The organism is Lysinibacillus sp. FSL W7-1291 (assembly GCF_038593415.1).
Classification (GTDB): domain Bacteria; phylum Bacillota; class Bacilli; order Bacillales_A; family Planococcaceae; genus Lysinibacillus; species Lysinibacillus fusiformis_D.
Genome location: NZ_CP151994.1, coordinates 1,627,245 through 1,646,727, shown reverse-complemented (window position 1 = coordinate 1,646,727; position 19,483 = coordinate 1,627,245). Strand labels below are relative to the sequence as shown.

General features: G+C 39.0%; 17 protein-coding genes. 2 read left to right on the top strand and 15 right to left on the bottom strand.

The genetic code is table 11. The features are described 5' to 3' along the window. Positions 1 to 55: 55 nt before the first annotated feature. From gpsB to NST76_RS07800, 8 genes are all read right to left on the bottom strand, one after another. Positions 56 to 352 carry a cell division regulator GpsB gene (gpsB, locus tag NST76_RS07835; protein ID WP_036118417.1) on the bottom strand — a complete coding sequence of 99 codons (297 nt, stop codon included), beginning with the start codon at positions 350 to 352 and terminating at the stop codon, positions 56 to 58. Positions 353 to 473: 121 nt separating this feature from the next. Next, positions 474 to 1,724 (bottom strand): ribonuclease H-like domain-containing protein, encoded by a 1,251-nt coding sequence (locus tag NST76_RS07830; protein WP_342544917.1) that lies wholly within the window; start codon positions 1,722 to 1,724, stop codon positions 474 to 476. A gap of 209 nt (positions 1,725 to 1,933) precedes the next feature. Then, positions 1,934 to 2,992 carry a serine hydrolase domain-containing protein gene (locus NST76_RS07825; protein ID WP_342535489.1) on the bottom strand — a complete coding sequence of 353 codons (1,059 nt, stop codon included), beginning with the start codon at positions 2,990 to 2,992 and terminating at the stop codon, positions 1,934 to 1,936. A 29-nt stretch (positions 2,993 to 3,021) separates the two neighbouring features. Then, positions 3,022 to 3,990 carry an ABC transporter substrate-binding protein gene (locus NST76_RS07820; RefSeq protein WP_330493851.1) on the bottom strand — a complete coding sequence of 323 codons (969 nt, stop codon included), beginning with the start codon at positions 3,988 to 3,990 and terminating at the stop codon, positions 3,022 to 3,024. Between the two features lie 98 nt (positions 3,991 to 4,088). Next, positions 4,089 to 5,663, bottom strand: coding sequence for a helix-turn-helix domain-containing protein (locus NST76_RS07815; protein WP_342544916.1), 1,575 nt, complete (start codon positions 5,661 to 5,663; stop codon positions 4,089 to 4,091). Positions 5,664 to 5,786: 123 nt separating this feature from the next. Next, entirely contained in the window at positions 5,787 to 8,051 is a 2,265-nt protein-coding gene (locus NST76_RS07810) for a DEAD/DEAH box helicase (protein WP_340833911.1), read from the bottom strand. Continuing rightward, on the bottom strand, positions 8,026 to 8,403 hold the full coding sequence (locus NST76_RS07805) for a YppE family protein (RefSeq protein ID WP_230593757.1): 378 nt from the start codon (positions 8,401 to 8,403) through the stop codon (positions 8,026 to 8,028). Before NST76_RS07805 ends, NST76_RS07810 begins: the two co-directional genes overlap by 26 nt. Positions 8,404 to 8,619: 216 nt before the next feature. Then, positions 8,620 to 8,814, bottom strand: coding sequence for a hypothetical protein (locus NST76_RS07800; protein ID WP_036118439.1), 195 nt, complete (start codon positions 8,812 to 8,814; stop codon positions 8,620 to 8,622). A 379-nt stretch (positions 8,815 to 9,193) separates the two neighbouring features. Between NST76_RS07800 and recU the strand changes: the two genes are divergently transcribed. Both recU and NST76_RS07790 read left to right on the top strand, forming a co-directional pair. Then, entirely contained in the window at positions 9,194 to 9,838 is a 645-nt protein-coding gene (recU, locus tag NST76_RS07795; RefSeq protein WP_058845086.1) for a Holliday junction resolvase RecU, read from the top strand. Between the two features lie 2 nt (positions 9,839 to 9,840). Next, positions 9,841 to 12,489 (top strand): penicillin-binding protein 1A, encoded by a 2,649-nt coding sequence (locus NST76_RS07790; RefSeq protein WP_089933188.1) that lies wholly within the window; start codon positions 9,841 to 9,843, stop codon positions 12,487 to 12,489. 182 nt (positions 12,490 to 12,671) lie between these two features. On the opposite strand, the gene NST76_RS07785 is transcribed toward NST76_RS07790, so the two are convergent. The 7 genes from NST76_RS07785 to NST76_RS07755 all read right to left on the bottom strand — a co-directional run bounded on the left by NST76_RS07785 (position 12,672) and on the right by NST76_RS07755 (position 19,183). Beyond that, on the bottom strand, positions 12,672 to 12,986 hold the full coding sequence (locus tag NST76_RS07785; RefSeq protein ID WP_036118455.1) for a YpoC family protein: 315 nt from the start codon (positions 12,984 to 12,986) through the stop codon (positions 12,672 to 12,674). Next, positions 12,983 to 13,645 (bottom strand): endonuclease III, encoded by a 663-nt coding sequence (gene nth, locus NST76_RS07780; RefSeq protein WP_342535487.1) that lies wholly within the window; start codon positions 13,643 to 13,645, stop codon positions 12,983 to 12,985. The genes NST76_RS07785 and nth overlap by 4 nt, the downstream gene beginning before the upstream one ends. Before the next feature lie 14 nt (positions 13,646 to 13,659). Continuing rightward, positions 13,660 to 14,391: a DnaD domain-containing protein gene (locus tag NST76_RS07775; protein WP_036118461.1), complete on the bottom strand. Its 732-nt coding sequence runs from the start codon at positions 14,389 to 14,391 to the stop codon at positions 13,660 to 13,662. A 76-nt stretch (positions 14,392 to 14,467) separates the two neighbouring features. Continuing rightward, complete coding sequence (asnS, locus tag NST76_RS07770) at positions 14,468 to 15,763, bottom strand: asparagine--tRNA ligase (RefSeq protein WP_036118465.1); 1,296 nt, start codon at positions 15,761 to 15,763, stop codon at positions 14,468 to 14,470. Positions 15,764 to 15,791: 28 nt separating this feature from the next. After that, positions 15,792 to 16,985 carry a pyridoxal phosphate-dependent aminotransferase gene (locus NST76_RS07765; RefSeq protein ID WP_036118468.1) on the bottom strand — a complete coding sequence of 398 codons (1,194 nt, stop codon included), beginning with the start codon at positions 16,983 to 16,985 and terminating at the stop codon, positions 15,792 to 15,794. A gap of 16 nt (positions 16,986 to 17,001) precedes the next feature. Further along, positions 17,002 to 17,484, bottom strand: coding sequence for a DUF5590 domain-containing protein (locus NST76_RS07760; protein WP_036118471.1), 483 nt, complete (start codon positions 17,482 to 17,484; stop codon positions 17,002 to 17,004). Positions 17,485 to 17,758: 274 nt separating this feature from the next. Then, the gene (locus NST76_RS07755; RefSeq protein WP_342544912.1) at positions 17,759 to 19,183 is read right to left on the bottom strand and encodes a tetratricopeptide repeat-containing diguanylate cyclase; all 1,425 of its coding nucleotides are present in this window, start codon (positions 19,181 to 19,183) and stop codon (positions 17,759 to 17,761) included. Positions 19,184 to 19,483: the final 300 nt, after the last annotated feature.

The following is a 19,483-nucleotide window of genomic DNA, read 5'->3' as shown; positions in this document are numbered from 1 at the left end:
GATACGAAAGATTATACTAGAGTTTTATGTTAAATACAATATAATTAATAAAAAATTATTCGTATAGCTTGCTGCCAAATACATGCTTTTCCAAATTAGAAAGACGTTTTAAAATATCAAAATTAGTTGTACCAGCAGCTGCTGATGCAACTGGTTGTCTCTTTGGGGTACTATCAATTTCTTCTTTTAACTGTCTATTTTCTTCACGTAGTTGGGCCACCGCTTTTTCAAACGTTTCATAATCTTGAATAATTTCATCAAGAAAAGAATCTACTTCTTCTACATTGTAGCCTTTAAAGTTCTTTTTAAATTCCTTTTCAAGGATCATTTTTGACGTTAATTTAATGTCCATTCACATCGCCCTTCCTCACACTACATACACGAATACATTATAGCATACTTCATCACATTATATCGTCTGAAAACACCAATTGTAAGGCTAAACTTGTCGTTTCTTGCGCTTCCCCAGGAAATTATTTCTTATTTCCTAATCTGTGTAATCGCTTTTCCCACGAAATTTCCCATTTTTGTTTTTGTTCTATTCTCCATTGCTCATGATTTTGAATAAGACGTATGCCTTCTTGCGTATAATAAAGGGCCTGGTCATAGTCTTTCATTTGATGCTCATAAAGTATGGCTAACTGCTCAAGGGCATGTAACTTTGTCCTTGGTTCAACAAAATGGAGAGAGGCTACAAATGAGTCAATAGCTTCATTATAACGTTTTCCCTTTTTATGCTGTAACGCTAAATAATATTGAGCATTCCCCGCTTCTAGTGCATCAAATTGCATTGTCACCTTTTCTAAAACCCTTACGCTTTGTGTGCTTTCTTTTAAATCGCCATACCATTTCCCAATATTGGTGAAGGTTTTTGCTGATTCCTCATGCTCCTCTTCAAACAATAATTGCGTTGAATGACTATAAAGTGTGATGAGGGACAGTAAATCCCACTCATTATGAAGCAGCACCTTCATAAGAGCGTCAGGTATGCCACTTTTCACAGCATCTAAATAAATAATTGGTGCAAGATGGCCTGGAATATCTCCTATACGAGAAAAACCAAGTTTCTCTTCCTCCACAGATTTTAATTTTAAGCGCTCCATATCATTTTTCCATAAACGCTTCGAACTATGCAACAAATCAATCTGTCGCTGCGCTCGTAATTTTGGTAATGTTTTTTGATGGAGCGTCCATCTCGTTTCAAGTTGCGGCCAATCAAAGCTTTTCCCATTGTAGGTAATCACAGTCGCTGATTTTTGCCAAAGCTTTGATTCAAACAAGAAAGCTGCCTCATGTGCAGGATCTGCAAGAATATATTGAGTCAATTTAAAACATTCTTCGTCTACCTCTAAAAACCCAAGCAAAAAAATATGCGTACCAACACCTTTTAAGCCCGTCGTTTCCGTATCAAAAAATAATACAGGCTCCTGTAAATCAAGTGCATAAGGATGGTCAAACTCGGCACCCTGCCATTTTTTCAAGGCATCAAAGAATGACTGTAGCTGATAATGACCATGCTGATAAGAAAACGGATACTGCACATGACGCTTAAACACAATCCCAAAATCATTTTCTACAACCGTAAGCCCCGCCTTTTCCCAGCGCTCGGTATAGCTCGGCTTAGCGGGCTTTTGATAAGCTGGTTCTTCTACCTTTTGTTGAGCTGCTGTTGGTTTTTTACCAAGCATTTTTTTCATTTGTAGTATTTTATTTTCGTAAGACATGCATTTCACTCATTTTCTGCTTATAGTATAAGACTCTCTTGCAAGATTACCATGATTGTTAGACTCATTCAAAGTCATTTCGTCTAGTTTTTCACACTGACGAGCAGAAGTTAACCTAAAACTATCACGACCTATAGCATACTATCCACAAAATTAAGATAAAAAAACTCAATGGAAAAAGTCCCACTGAGTTTCTATCTGTATCACATTCAATGAAATATATATGTTTCAATTTGCTGTAACCAATCTGATACGCTTTCATGCAGGTTATCTTCTGTATGGTATTCTACATTATTGAGGATAATAATGGTGTAATCAGTCTCTATATAACAGCATAACATCGTGGTATAACCTGGCCAACCACCACTATGGAATACCTTTTTCCCTGTTTTTGGTGATTGATCAATGAACCAACCAAAGCCACATGGTGTCTTTTGACCATCCTTTGTCACAATTGAGGACATAGCCAATTCAAGAGATGATGCACAAAGCAAATCCCCCCTTTTTAGTGCTCTATCCAACGAAAGTAAGTCCATTATGGTTGAATGAATCATTCCATCTCCTTGGATTCCGTCTAAATAGTTCACAAACTCATAACCTGGAAGGTCGTCAGGCAAGGAGATTAATGCACTATTCTCATCACGGATATAGCCAAAAGCAAAATCCTCAACATCTTCAGGATGATACCTGCGATTCATGACCCTTGTTCGTTGCATTGCTGACGGTTTAAATATATGCTGTAACATGAACATGGCATAGGACATATCTGATACTTTTTCAATTATCATTGCCAGGCAAACATAACCTGTATTACTATATTGATACTTTTCACCTGAGTCAAAATAGAGCGGTGGTCTATGTTCCGTTAGTAAACGTAGTACATCTCTATTCGTCGCAATACAATGATGATCCCAGTGGCTTTCGAATAATTCCATATAATCTGGCAATCCAGATGTATGTGTTAATGCATGTCGTAAAGTAATGGTTTCGTATGGAAATGAGGGAATCCATTTCTTGATAGTGTCATCATAATTAAGTTTCCCTTGTTCCTCGAGAATCATAATGCCCATGGCTGTCATAGGCTTCGTTACTGAAGCTAACTCAAATAAGGAATTTTCGGAAAGCTTCTTGCCACTATGGTAATTTGATAAGCCAAAAGTACCTATATAAATAGGTTTACCTTCCTTCGCTACTAAAATATTGCCTGAGAAAAGCCCTTGTTCAAATTTTGACATAAATAGTTGCTCAAGTTCCTCTGATAATTTCACACAATCGCTCCTTATCACCTTTACGTATTTTAGTTACTTAATGCTTCCATAGTTGCTTCTAAAATACGAATTCGACCATTCAATGTCCCTCCACCCATTACCAATGGATCTACGGCATTAATAAAAACTTGATTGCTTTCGACTGCCTTTAATCCTTTCCAAACTGGGCTTTGTTGAAGCTCCTCAAGTATACTTCCATCCATATCATTTTCATAAAGATCATACTGAATAAAAATATAATCTGGATTGGCTTGATAGAGGCCCTCCAAAGTAATAACGGTTTGCTGATTCACCTTGTTAATAGCTTCTGGCACAGGGAGATTCAATTCACCGTATAGTACATCATTGAGAAATACGTCTTTAGGGTAAATCATCATTTCGCCACCTCGAATACGTATGGCTACTATATCCTTGTCTTGGAATGAGTCGAGATAATGGATAGCATTTTGCTTATCCTGATGGTATTGATCAATAAGTGTTTTTGCTTTTTCAGCCTTTCCAGTAATCTCAGCTAGCATTTCAAGATTCTCCTGCCAATCTGGTCCATAATGAGAAGTTGGAATTACTGGTGCGATTTTCTCTAACTGTTCTAAAACTTTTGGATCTTCCATATCTGTACTGATAATTAAATCTGGTGCAAGTTGCAAAACGTACTCCAAACTGTCCCCACTCGTTGTTAATAAAGGAATTGTATTCGCCGTAACGTCGCCAAAAAAACTGGGGAATGGCTCCTCATCACTACCAATTGCACTTGCTGCATAGGGTTCTATGCCCAAAATCACAGCATCCTCAATGGATTCAAAGGCATTTAAAAAGAGAATTTTCTCTGGTTTTACTGGAACGCTGTAGTGATTATTTAAATAAGTAATTTTTGTTGTCTGTTCTTCACTTTCCTTTTTTTGCAAGTCAGATGATGTTGATTCTTCCTTATCTTTTGTACATGCAGATAAAGTTAAAGTTAATACTATGATGCTTAAAATGACCATAGTTTTCTTCATCAAGAACGCCTCCTTTTACGCTAATCTCAATTGAGAATGAAAACTATTATCAATAGTAAACAAGCGTTCTTTTGGCGTCCATGTAGAAAAGGCGGATTTTATAATGAACTATCTGCGGTTAACAATTGCATGACTTCTTTTACAATCAGTAAATGTGGCAACGGAGCATAGTCGCGCCATGGAAAATGAGTAAGTGTATAGACGGAATCATTTCGCACTGATTTCAATTCAAGCCACAGCTCATCTGATTGAAGCTCGTCCCATTTCATCATCGATTCCTCGTCTTCATAAACAAGTACCATGATGAAATCTGGATTCATTTCAGATAATTGCCCAATTGTAATAGGTTCTTGTGTGTCAGAGATCATCACATTTAGTCCTAGGTCCTCCAGCAAAACTTCTTGAATACTTCTATCCTGATACAGATAGCATTCATCCCCTCTCACTAACAAAAATAACATACTTCGCTCATGGCAAATGTACGCTAAGCTAGCAACCGCCTCTTGTACAGTTTGTTCGTATTCTATAAGCCATTTCCTTGCTTCCATCTCTGCATCTAGGATTTTTGCAACCTCTAGCAACTGTTCACGCCATGATAAACTGCTCCACGCAAGTCGATAAACATGGCCTCTCTTTTGTAATATCGTCAACTGCTCATCCGTCACATTATCTAAGCAAAATATATAATCATATTGCAGATTTTCTTGTAGAAGTAACGCCATATTTTCATTTAAAACGGCTGGCGTTCTGCCCACAGCTAGCTGAATAGGTACATGATTGCCAAAAGTCTTATAGTAATGAAATCGCCATGTTGGATGGAGCGGTGCTGCAATGGGGATATAATGTAGTGGTGCAAGCAAGCCAAAAAAGGAACTATCTAAAACAGCGATGTTTTTTCTACGACTTTTCATAAATAGAGAGGGAGACATACCCATTTGTTGTTTGAATCGACGACTGAAGTAAAACTCGTCTTTATACCCAACCTCACTTGCAATTTCTCGAAGGGTTTTACCTCCTTTTATTAAAAGCCATTTAGACGCTTCCATTCTTATATTCATTAAATACTGGATGGCACTAATACCAAACTGTTTTCGAAATAGTTCCATATAATATTTTGCACTTATATTCATCATTTGGGCTAAATCTTTCACTTGAATAGCTTCTTGAAAATGATACTCCATATGTTGTTTTGTTTTTTCTAACATATGTTGCAAGTCTCTATTAGAGGTTTTACGATGCTGAGTGATGGTATGTAAAAGCAAGTAAAAATGTGCTTGGCTTAATAAAATGTCCTCTTTGATAGGACTCTCAACCAATGCCATTAGACTGTTACAAAGACGGATGATTTCTTCTGTTTGTTCAAGATTTATCTCTTCTCTTCTATCAGTCTTCGCCTCCATCTGTGGGAGAGCATTAAAGGTAATAAGGTAAACGGTAGTTAACTTCTCTAAATCCACCTTTAAGATAAGCTCGCTCTGAGCAGGACAAAGGTAGACACTATCTTTAAGCAGCCTGTGTTGGTGATTTCCAAAAGCCAAATTAGCAGTCCCCTTTGTGGTAAACAGTAAGCAATGGCTCTCAAGTCTTTGTTGATAATGCCGTTTCGTCTTGCTTGATAAAATTTTAATATCAAGAAAATGAAAAAGAAAATGTGTCATTTGGTCGAATAGCAAATCGACTTCCTCCTTCCCACAAGCGTAGTAGGTAACCCTCGTTTTAACAAATAAGATGATACTATTTATAAAATATAAAAGGGCTTGAGGAACGAACTTGCTTATTCCCTAAGCCCTTTTTATTTAATTTAACATTCGAAGAAGATCTATCACTCTTTTCTTCCCTTGCTCTAAACTATCTTGCGCCCCAATACAGGACGGACAACCTGATTCACAAGGACAGCTCGATACATGTTGTAGCGTTTTGTTTAACAGTTCTTCCCATAGTGCAAATACTCTCTCACTTAAACCGATCCCACCTGGATACTTATCATAAACAAAGAACGTTGGTAACTCATTGTGTGATGCCTTTACTTGCGGCACAACTGCTACATCACTACTATCACACTGGATAAAAATCGGGATAAAAGCGTTCATCGCATAAGCAGCTCCTACCATAGCATCCGTTAATTCTGCCTCTGACCATTGAGACACCCTATTGAACGAAAGCCACGAAGCACTTGTATGCATTTCATCTGGGGGGAGGTGGATAGGGCCTGAACCGATATTGTCATGTGTGCCGAAGCGGATTTTCTTAAAGATCGTTGCTTGTGCGACTAAGCCAACATCGCCAAAGCTAATCGTACCGCCTCCATAGGGACGGCTACGATCCTCCTCTAGCACCTTCATTTCGACTGCTAGATTGGCATCTGTATAGTAATCCACATCTACTTCACGGACAAAGGCTTTCTTTTCTTCCCAATCGAGCTTCTCCACTTGAAATTGAATACCTTGGTGTAGGTAAATGGCTTCTTCATGTAAAAGGGTCATGGCACTATGACGATCCATTTCTCCAATCACCTTTGTCTGTGCAGGGACGGACAGATCAATTATGACCACATTTTCCTGTGACGCAGAGCGCAGGCTAATATCATGCGCAGGGAAACGATCACTCATCCAATGCCATTTGTCACTCGTCTTAAAGACAACCCCTTCCTCCGCCAAGTAATCCAACAATTCCTGTATGTCATATTCTCCATACGAATCGCCTATTGAAAAGGGTAGCTCGAAGGCAGCACATTTCAAATGATCCATTAAAATCAACATATTTTCTGGATAGATACGCGCTTCCTCAGGCGTACTACCGAGCAAAAACAAAGGATGATTCACCACATACTGATCCAATGCAGAAGATTGTGCAACATATATAATCAATGCCTCATCCTGACGTCTTCCCGCACGTCCTGCTTGCTGCCAAGCACTTGCAATATTTCCCGGGTAACCTGTCATAATACAAGCTTGTAATTGACCGATATCAACACCTAGTTCTAATGCATTGGTGCTAACCACTGTTTGAATCGTACCCTCACGCAAGCCTTTTTCGATGACACGTCGCTCAGAGGGCAAGTATCCACCTCGATAGCCACGCACAGATTCATCGAGTAGCTTATTGCGAGTGAGCTCCTTTAAGTACGTGACAATCATCTCGACTCGTACTCGACTTTTGGCAAAAATGATGGATTGAATACCAGCTATGTACAACCTTTTGGCTAAATCACTAACCTCTAACACGGCACTTCTACGCACCCCAAATGTTTTATGAATAATTGGTGGATTATAAAAAAGGAAGGTTTTTTTGCCAACAGGTGCGCCTGAATCAGCAATTAGTGCATGTGATTCATTCGTCAGAAGCTCAGCAAGTTCTTTCGGGTTTTTAATGGTAGCTGATGTACAAATAAACACCGGCTTACTACCATAAAACTCACAAATACGCTTTAGTCTTCGAATAACGTGGGCAACATGCGAACCAAATACCCCTTTATATGTATGCAATTCATCAATAACGATATACTGCAAATTTTCAAAGAGTGAGACCCATTTAGTATGATGTGGCAAAATTCCGGAATGCAGCATATCGGGGTTCGTCATAACGATATGCCCTGCCTTTCGAACTTTTTGGCGAATGCCTGGCGCCGTATCTCCATCATACGTATAACTTAAAATTTCCTCGCCACTTTGCTCAATGAGTTCATTTAAATCATTTTTTTGATCCTGTGCTAATGCCTTTGTTGGAAATAAATAAATGGCCCGCGCATTTTTATCTTCTATTATTTTTTGCAGCACTGGTAGATGATAGCAATAGGATTTACCCGAAGCAGTTGGCGTAACCGCTGTAAAAGATGTACCATGCTGCGCCAAATCAAAGGCTTCTCGCTGGTGTGTATATAGTTGCTCGATACCCCTTGCCTGTAGTGCTTTCACTAGGGATGGGTGTAAATTTCCTGGGAAAGGTGCATATTTGGCTGGTCGACTTTCTAGTGTTTGCCAATGTAAAATACGCTCTTTTAATTCTTCATCGTATCTCCATTCCTGTAAAAGCTCCCTAATCGTTCGTTTCTTCGATAGCATTCGATTCCTCCTCCTTTAGTAATCGTTCAAAGGTTTTTAAAGTATAGGAGGTAGAATGGGTCGCATCTAAAAAACGTTTTTTACTAGTTTCTTTATAAAAAGATTGCACAACAAATTGCTCCATCGATTCTACCACTGAAGCAATTTGCTGCGTATGCATATATTTCGGTTTATTTTTTTGAATCCATGTATTGGCCTCTTGCTGCCATTCCTTCAATAGTTGATGAATTTCATCAGCGTGTGGTTTCACCTCTTGGAAAAAATCAGGTGTCCGATCTTCCTCACGCATTTGCCAGAATCGTAAAACACATTGTTCACATTCATCTATTAATTGGGATGTTTGCTGAATCACTAACAATTTTGCACCTCATCTCTCATCAATTACGCATAAGCAAATATATTTCGTAGTCACTGCATATACATGGTGAGTATATTTTGTCCAACAAAGCAACTATGGAAATATCACGCTCTTGATCTTTATTCACCGCTATTTCATGGTAAATAATGTATCAATTTTAATGCTATTGTGTTAGTTCAATTGCTTATGAGATAAGTGTACCAAAGTCTATCATTTTTCACTACTAATAGGCGAACAAGCATTCTTTACTTGCCAGTTCTTTTCTGCTAAGCTTACTTTCTGGCTAACCGCTTGAAGCTGCATAAAAAAGTGCAAACTATGTGCATTGTTTTCCAGGGACACTCTCGTGAAAAGTAATTGATTGACCAGATCTAACTGCGCAACTAATTGTTCTAACTTGTTCAATATAACGCCTCCTTTGCTTTACTTTAGTATTCCTCGTATGTATAGAATTACCTTCAAGCGTGACAAAATAAGCGTAAGTTAGCTGAAAGAAGAAGATTTTCGATAAATTTTTAAAAATGAACCTTCAACCTAAAAAAAACGTCTTCTATGAAAGATCTGAAAGGGACATATTTTCAGCCAATTCATGACTAAAATTAATCAGTTATTTTGACGATTCGAGTAAAATAGAAGCTAGTGATTTTTCGACGTAATTTGTTTCTACTTCCCATCTGTTCTCTACGATTCTATTAGCAATAACATGACTGATGGAGGTAGAGAATAGCCGCTAAAACATGGTAAACTAGTGTATAGAAAAGCAGTATGATAAAGGGTGAGTTGAATGACAATTCGTTATCCAAACGGAAAATTGTATACGCCGAATGTGTCTGTACAGAAAACAGAAAAAAAAAGGAATAGCAAAGATTTGTCTTTTAGTAATCGTGGCAAGACTCTAGAAGATGAAATTAATGAAGCAAACGACTATTATATAAAAAGGCGACTTGCTATCATTCATAAGAAACCTGTTCCTGTGCAAATCGTCAAAGTAGAGTACCCTTCACGAAGTGCTGCTGTTATTCGTGAAGCATATTTTCGAACACCCTCTACAACCGACTACAATGGTGTTTGGAATGGGCATTATATAGATTTTGATGCAAAGGAAACGGCTTCCAAAACGAGCTTCCCCTTAAAAAATATTCATGAGCATCAAATGATCCATATGCAGCAAGTGACGGAACAAAATGGTATGGCTTTTATTATCGTTCGCTTTTCTGCCTTTGAACGATATTTTATTGTGCCCTACGAAGTTTTACAAAAGGCCTGGCAAGCAATGGAGAATGGCGATCGTAAATCGATACCCTTTTCAACGATTGAAGAAGAGGCATATGAAATTCCTACAAGTTATTATCCACGTATCGATTACTTACCCATTATCCAACAATGGATCGATGCAACATGCTTCAGGTCTGAAAGTGAGGAGAAATAAGAATGACTGAACGTCGTCGAACACGTGGAGAGCACCAAAAAGCTCTCGCTGAAAAAAATAAAAAAGGTAAGAAAAAAACAACATCATCTTCACCTGCTAAGACGTGGTTTAAACGTATTTTCTTAACACTCTTAGCAATCGGTGTGGCGGGCTTCATTGGAGGCGCTGGATTGTTTGCCTACTATGCAAGCACAGCTCCAGAGCTTGATGAAGAATTATTAAAGGACCCTGTTTCTTCAGAGTTCTACGATAAAAACGGTGAACTATTTGCTACAATCGGTGCTGAAAACCGTAAATATATAAAGTATGAAGATATACCTGAAGATATGGTCAATGCTATTCTCGCAACGGAAGATGTGCGCTTTTTTGAGCACCACGGCATGGACTTTTATCGTCTAGGCGGTGCTATTTTGGCAAACTTCCGTGATGGCTTTGGTGCACAAGGTGCGTCTACCCTGACACAGCAAGTTGTCAAAAACTCATTTTTACAAAACGAGAAAAAACTAAAGCGTAAGGCACAAGAAGCTTGGCTAGCCTTCCAACTAGAACGTAAGTATTCAAAAGAAGAGATTTTTGAAATGTACTTCAATAAAATGCTCATGTCGGGTCGTATTTACGGGTTCGGAACAGCAGCACAATATTTCTATGGTAAAGAATTAAAAGATTTAACATTAGATGAAGAAGCATTATTAGCAGGATTAGTCCAACGACCAAATGCTTATAATCCATTAAAAAACCCTGAGCTTGCAAAAAAACGTCGTAATACGGTTTTAGGCTTAATGCATCAACATGGAAAAATTACAAAAGCTGAGATGGAAGAAGCAAAACAAATGGAAGTCCAATCAGGTCTAGCGGATGATGCAACACGTCAATCATTTGCAGGTTCGAAATATGATGCCTTCCTCGATATTGTGATTAATGAATTAGAAAATAATGGTGATGGAACAGCGATGGCAGAAGGAATTAAAGTTTATACAACACTTGATCCGAATGCCCAACAAGTTGTAGAAAACGTAATGAACGACGACAGTAATTTCCCTACTGAAGAAATTCAGTCAGGTGTAGCTGTCATCGATACAAAGACTGGTGCCATTCAAGCCGTTGGTGGTGGTCGTCATTACGGTGCTGAGCGTGGTTTCAACTATGCAGATGACCTAACAAAAAATCAACCTGGTTCCACAATGAAACCATTAGTTGACTACGGTCCAGCAATTGAATATTTAAAATGGTCTACAGGTCAAACACTTGTCGATGAACCAATGAACTATACAAATTCAAAACAAACAATCACAAACTGGGATGGCAGATATATGGGGGCCATGACGGCACGTAAAGCGTTATATGCATCACGTAACGTACCAGCTGTCAAAGCATTACAAGAAGTTGGTACTGACAAAGCAAAAGAATTTGTAGGGCGTTTAGGAATTGAAACGGAAAATCTATATGAGTCAGATGCGATTGGTGGAGGTGCCATTACAATCTCCCCTATCCAAATGGCTGCTTCCTATGCTGCTTTCGGCAATAACGGGGTCTATACAGATCCACATGCCATTACAAAAATCGTCTACCGTGACGGTAAAACATCTAAAAATTACACACCTGAGCCTAAAGTGGCTATGAGCGATTACACAGCTTATATGGTGACAGATATGCTACGTGATGTCGTTGGCAATAAACCAGATGCATCTGGTACTGCTGCCAATGTACCTGGCTTAGATATCGCAGGTAAAACAGGTACAACCAACTACTCAGCAGAAGATTTTAGCAAATATAATTTACCAAATACAAGTGTACCAGACTCATGGTTTGCGGGTTACACAACAAACTACTCCATTGCTATCTGGAGTGGTTATGAAAAACACTTTGATCCAATTACAACGTGGGAAGAACGTCGATTACCACAAAATTTATTTAAATCAATTATGCAAGATATTTCATCAAATGTTGAAAATACAAGCTTTAAAAAGCCAAATACCGTTGTAGAAGCAACGATTGAAGTCGGCTCTAAACCACTTAAATTAGCAAGTGATTATACACCTAGCGAACTACGTCAAACAGAACTATTCGTTCGTGGTACTGAACCAACAGAGGTGTCGAGTGTGTACGAGGCTCCAGAATTATCTACACCTTACAATGTATCAGCAAGCCTAGATTTAGGAGCACAGTCTATTAATATCTCTTGGGAACATGATGCGATCCTAGATCCAAAAACAGATGAACCATTACCAACTTCATTTGAAGTAACTGCCAAACGTGATGGCGGAGAATCAATAACGCTTGGTACAACAGACAGCAAAGGCTTAACTGTTGGCAACACGCTTGAAGATGGTAATTACACAATCTCTGTCGTAGCCATTGTAGATGGCACACGCAGTGAACCTGGCACAACTACCTTCCAAATCACAAGTACGCCTGAGGAAGATTTAGAAACAGAAGACCCAGATGAGCCAGAAATCGATTTACCAACAGATCCTGGTCAAGAAGACAATGACAACGGGAATGACGACAATGGCAATAACAACAATAATAATGGCAATGGGCAAGGTAATAACGGTAACGGTAGCAACAGTGGTAACAATGATGGCAATCAACAGCCAACCCCTCCTACCGAACCAACCAACCCAATAGAAGAAGACCAAAGCTCAGAATAAACACAAAGCCGAGAAGCAGCAATTTGCTTCTCGGCTTTTTAAATTCGTTCTTAACACTTTGTTAGTGCTCTATCGATCAATTCTGGCGCTCTATCCATCACTTTGCTCATTCTATCCGCTACTTTTGACTTTCTATCCACCACTTCTTGCACTTTATCCGCATCTTGGTGCTCTATCGACTCCTAGCTTTTGCTAGCTTGAATTCGCAATCGAGCTGTGCGCTTTTTGGTTTCTTTGAATAATTCATCTAGCTGACGGTAGCATGCGTATTGGCCTGGCTTGGCTTTAATAAAGGAAAGTCTTTCAACACCATTGATCGGTAGCACCTCATCGCCTGCTGCCTGTACAAGTTGTTCAAATAGCTCGATGGCTTGTTCCATTAGCCCTTTAGCTGTACCGTTTCTCGCATCGTGGGCTGTATGGATCGCTGCTTGCAAGGTTGACCATTGAGCAAACCATGCATCTACTTTATCTTTTGCGATAGCCTCATTGTTCACGCTTCCTTCACCAAGCCTTTCTTTAAGCGTTTTTGACCTTCACGACAATCAGCGAGTAAAGGGCAGGCATGACACCCAGGATTTTGTGCCTTGCAATGATAACGTCCAAAGAAAATTAACTGGTGATGTGTTTTCGACCATTTGTCCATAGGTGTTTTTTTCATAATCGTTTCTTCTACTTCAAGCACCGAATCTTTCCATCGACAGAGCCCTAGCCGTTTTGAAACTCGCTCCACATGCGTATCTACTGCAAGTGCTGGAATATCAAAGGCAACGGAAAGCACGACATTGGCTGTTTTTCGCCCTACGCCTGGTAATGTCACAAGTGCTTCACGTGTTGCAGGTATTTCACCACCATACTCAGTGAGCAATCGTTGACATAATGCCTGAATGTTCTTTGCCTTATTACGATAAAGACCGATAGAACGAATATCCTGCTGTAACTCCTCTAAGGATACCGCTAAATAATCTTCTGGCGTTTTATATTTTTGAAATAATGTTTTCGTTACTTTATTGACTAGTACATCTGTACATTGTGCGGATAATAATGTAGCAATCGTCAGCTCAAAGGCATTGTCATGCACGAGCTCACAATGTGCATCGGGAAACATTCGATCCATCTCTCCCAGACAATGCTCCCACTGTTTTTTTGTTAACAAACCAGATGCCCCCTCTATTCTCTTTCCTCTAACCAATTGTAAAATGGTACTTTATTCGTTGGTTGCGTTGTTTCTTGTTGAGCTGTCCGCGCTGGTGCTCTGTTAAATGTCTGTTTCTCACGGAACTGCTCGCTTTGCTTTTGTGCGGCTTGTGGTGTCGTAATATTTTTCTTTTTCCACTCTAATAAAATGCGATCAATATAACGAATACTCAGTTTCCCAGCAAAGACAGCCTCCTTTAGTGCTTCCTTAATGAGCGCTGGACTATGCTTGTCCTCATCAAGCCAACATCCTATTTTTTCAAGCTCTAAAGGAGATAAAAGACGCCCCATTTCCTCTTCAAATAGACGGAATAGCTCGCCTTCTTCTTGTCGAAGTGTCACTGCCGTTTTTTGCTGCTCTTTCATATCCATCATCTGCACAATGCGCTCCCATAGTGGGTACACGGAATATTTTTCATATAGCTTGCCTCCCGCATCAACATCGCGTGAAATTTCAAGAAAACCTTTTTGCATTAAGCGTTGTAAACGTGATGTGATGTCATGGTCAGACATTGTGAGGCGATTTTTGAGATCATTAGGTGTTGGGAAATCATTCCCTTCCATATGAAAGGCTAATAAGTGCATGACAATGAGTGCCTCTTCATCTTCCATATTTAACTCCTTATAAAACTGAAAAAAAAGCTGAGGAATGGGAATCATTCTCTGCTCAGTCCATGTACGGAGTCGATGATTATTTACGTTCATGTTTCTCCAGACTCCTTCTTTAGTAAGTAGAAAAGCCGCGTAGATATTTCACTACGCGACTTTTAAATTGATTAGCTTATGGATATAAGCGGTTCAGTAAACGTGGGAATGGAATCGTTTCACGGATATGCTCTGTGCCAGAAATCCATGCTACAGTTCGCTCTAATCCAAGACCAAAGCCTGAATGTGGGACAGAACCATGTTTGCGAAGCTCTAAATACCATGCATAAGCATCTAATGATAGATTATGCTCTTCCAAACGTGATTTTAATAATTCATAGTCATGAATACGCTCAGAACCACCAATAATTTCACCGTAACCCTCTGGTGCGATTAAATCAGCACATAAGACAACATCATCACGCTCTGGATGTGGTTGCATATAGAATGGTTTAATGCCTACTGGGTAACAAGTAATAAATACTGGTTTGTCAAATGAATTCGCAATAGCTGTTTCATGTGGCGCACCAAAATCATCGCCCCATTCGATATCGTCGAAGCCTTGTTCATGTAAAAGTTTGATCGCATCATCATACGAAATACGAGGGAATGGCGCTTTGATGTTTTCAAGTGTCGATGTATCACGGCCAAGTCGCTCTAATTCTAATTTGCAGTTTGCCAGTACGGATTGTACGATGTGCGCTACATATTGCTCTTGTACTTCTAAGTTTTCTTCAAATTCTACAAATGCCATCTCAGGCTCAATCATCCAAAACTCGATTAGGTGACGACGTGTTTTAGATTTTTCAGCACGGAAAGTTGGACCGAATGAGAATACTTTTCCTAACGCCATTGCAGCCGCTTCCATGTAAAGCTGACCAGATTGAGATAGATAAGCATCTTCATCAAAATATTTTGTATGGAATAGCTCTGAAGTACCTTCAGGTGCAGATCCTGTTAAAATTGGTGGGTCCATTTTTGTAAAACCATTATTGTTGAAAAATTCATATGTGGCACGAATAATTTCGTTACGGATTTTCATTATGGCATGCTGTTTACGAGAGCGTAGCCATAAATGACGGTTATCCATTAAAAATTCAGGACCATGTTCTTTTGGTGTAATTGGGAAATCTGTTGCTGCATGTAGTACCTCAATACCTGTTACAGCAAGCTCACAGCCAAAGCTTGAGCGTTCGTCAGCTTTCACTTCGCCCGTAACGTACATAGACGTTTCTTGCGTCATTCCTTTTGCCGTAGCAAAAATTGCTTCGCCTACTTCTTCTTTCACGACAACGCCCTGTACAAAGCCAGAACCATCACGTAGCTGTAAGAACGCGATTTTTCCGCTTGAACGTTTGTTAGCTAACCAAACGCCAATTTTGACTGTTTCACCGATATGCTGTGGCATATCTTTAATCATAATTTTTTTCATAGAAATCCTCCAAAGTCGACTAGAGGGATTAGTCTTGCCATTTTGATTTTACAAATGCATCAATACGACGGACTGCCTCTTCTAATAATTCTAAAGATGTAGCATAGGATAATCGCATTGTAGTTGGTGCACCAAAGCCAGAGCCTGGAATCACTGCTACGTTTGCTTCTGTTAAAATATCCGCAGCGAATGTATCTACTGAATCATAGCCAGTGTGAGCCATAGCTTCTGCTACGTCTGGTAATAAGTAGAATGCACCCTGTGGTTTTAAGACATGGAAGCCAGGAATTGCACTTAACTGTGGATAAATTTTTTCAAGACGAGATTCAAATGCTTGACGCATTTCTTCTACTGCGTCCTGAGGGCCATTATACGCCTCCACAGTTGCATATTGTGCTGTTGTTGTCGCATTTGATGTTGAATGTGATGCAAGGTCAGTCATTGCTTTAACAATGTCTGCGTCACCTGCAGCATACCCAATACGCCAGCCTGTCATAGAGTGAGATTTTGCCACACCATTTACAACGATTGTACGTGCTTTCACTGCATCAGAAAGTTGTGCAATTGAAAAATGCTCAATACCATTGTATACAAGCTTTTCATAAATTTCATCTGACACGATTAAAATATCTTTTTCTTCTGCAACAGCTGCAAGCTCTGCTAGCTCCTCACGAGAATAAATCATGCCTGATGGGTTGCTAGGTGAATTGATAATAACAGCTTTCGTTTTATCTGTCACAGCTGCTCTTAGTTGATCCGCTGTAATTTTATAGCTTTGTTCACGTGTACCTTCAACATATACAGGTACGCCACCAGCTAATTTCACTTGTTCTGGATAAGACACCCAATAAGGAATTGGAATGATAACCTCATCGCCCTCGTTTAAAATAACTTGGAATAGCGTATATAAAATATGCTTTGCCCCTACGCCGACAATGACTTCATTTGATTGATAGGCAAGATTATTATCGCGTTGAAGCTTATCAATAATAGCTTTTTTCAAAACTGGAAGTCCGCCAGCAGGTGTATATTTTGTTAATCCTTTTTCCATTGAATCAATGGCTGCATTTAAAATATTTTGAGGTGTGTTAAAGTCTGGTTCACCAGCCCCAAGACCAATAACATCAATACCTTGCTCTTTCAATGCTTTTGCTTTCGCAGTAATAGCTAATGTTGAAGATGGTGTTAAAGTTTTTACACGTGTTGCTAATAAATTTTTCATCCGGGATCTACTCCTCTTATAAATTCGTAATGCGCTTCCACCAGTCGCCATCCTTAAACATGATATAGACATAGTTGAGCTGATCATGGTTGTTTAGATAGGTAATCTCCCAAACAGCGCCAGGTTCCTCATAACCTAATTTCATGTGGAGGACTTTTTGTACATTTCCTTCATTTTTAAAAACCGATAATGCTTGCTTTTCCGTAATACCATCTTCTAATAACACTTCCTGAATGGAATCCTCATCTAGATTCGTTGGAACAAAGACAGCTTTTTTATCACCGTATTCGTCTACCCCGAACACAGTAACATACGAATGTTTGCCATTATATGTGTAGGACTCCGAGACAATTGCGAGGGCTTTGGCATCGAGTGCCAACTGTTCAGCCTTCTCTTCAATTGAACGGAACGGAGCCTCGGCTTTCCAGAGTACTAAAATGCTAATGACAAGTGACAATGAAACAATAAAGACAGAAATGAAAATTAACCAGTTTTTCATCTATTCACCTTATGTTTCCTATCGAGCTGTTTTGGCATAACACATAGCTGAAGCTTGTGTATGTCTATCACTGTATAACCATTCATTTTGCTTTCCATTTTGTCAACCTGCTTTCTTTCCTCATACCACAACATTATACAACAATTTTGTACTGTCGTGTTTCCTAATTTCATATATTGTACGTTGCTAGAATAACGTTTTCAAATGATTGGTATAGCGAATTTTTTTCCATTGAAAAATTCCTATTCAACCAAGTAAATAGGAATGCGTAAATTTATGATAGTTCGCACAGAACATAGCTGGCACGGCCATTATCTTTCGCTTCGTACAAACAGCTATCTGCTCGCTCAAACAACTCTTTATACTGATAATTTTGCTGATCGTTGACACAAGCACCCATACTCACCTTTAACGGATAGCTTTGATGCTCTTGTTCTAGCTTTAAAGTGAGTAAATAAGCATGCGTGTTGTTGACAAGTGTTTTGATATAGTCCTTTTGTTGATGCTTGATACAAAGGATAAATTCATCTCCGCCATACCGAATAATTTTCACATCTTCCTTCTGTAAAAAGTTCTTCAAGCCCTTGGCTAAAAGCTGTAAAGCCATATCCCCAAACAGATGACCATGCATATCATTAAACAATTTAAAATGATCAATATCTAGTACCGTAATACACACATATGATTGCGTCATTTCGGCTATGTTTAACCATTCATGTAGCTCATGATCCAAAAAATGACGATTTAACACGCCTGTTAATGGATCATAATGGGCTTTTTTCTCAAGCTTCTCCTTTTGACGCTTAAATTCCAAATTCATGACTTGCTGTAGTAAATTCGCAACACTCATTTTTTCTGTAAGATCAATATATTCACGCTGTACATCAAAAATTTCATCCCGCCAATTCAATTGATACAATACATCTAACAGTAAACGCATGACTTTTTTCGTTGTCGGTTTATCCCCGTAGGATTTAGCAAGCTCTACAGCCTTTTTATAATAGGGGACGGCTTCTTCAAACTTTTGCTGCTTTTCATATAAAAAGCCATAGCCAAACAACGCAGCTACTTTTTCGCGTTTATGCTGATGAATAATGTCAGAGGATAACGTGCTGTCCAGCAAGGCCTTCCCCGTTTTAAAATCCCCTTCTAAAATATAAACATCTGCTAAATTATTATTAATACGAATATCATGTAATTTTGCAAGATCGGGCATTGTCTTAGATAAGGACTGATTATATGTTCTAGCTAAAAGCCCTGCTTGAAGTGCTTCCTTCGTACAGCCCTTCTCCACCTCTAAATAACATAAATTATTATGACACCGAACAAGCATGATGGCGTCCTGCAACTCTTGTGCATAGTCGATCGATTTCTTCGTCATCTCTACTGTTTTTTCCCGTATGCCTACCAAGTCATAGATTAAAGACATGATTAAATGATAATGCATTAAATCTTTGCTAGAACCATATTTTTGACAAATCGCCTCATAATCATGCATAAGACTGACCATGCTTAATGTGTCACCTAAAGAATGGTGAACTAGTATTTTTTGATAGTACAAATCCAATACATATGCATAATTTTCGCTCTCTAATGCGACTAAAAGACCTTGATCCGCTAGTTTTAATGCTTCCGTTAAAAACCCCTTCGTGCGCATTTCCATAATCGTTTTATTTAACTCTTCTAATGTTAATTTCACCGTTTCACCACTTCTCCAAGCCCTATACACTTTGTGCTTTCTCAATTATAAGGTATATTTATTCACTCCGTCCGCCCTTTTCATTAGATAACCAACTATTTCCTGCATTTCAAAATCTCTTACTAGGTCCAACCATCTTTTTCTTGCGCTACACCTTCAAAATGAATCATCGCTTTCCATTCATAGTTGTCGTTAAATTTTTATGCCTTCACACACTTTTCTCCATCATTGTCCCCGTTACCTATTGTTTTTACCCATATGATGAAATAATTAGCCATTTTAAGTATTGAAAAAGGACGT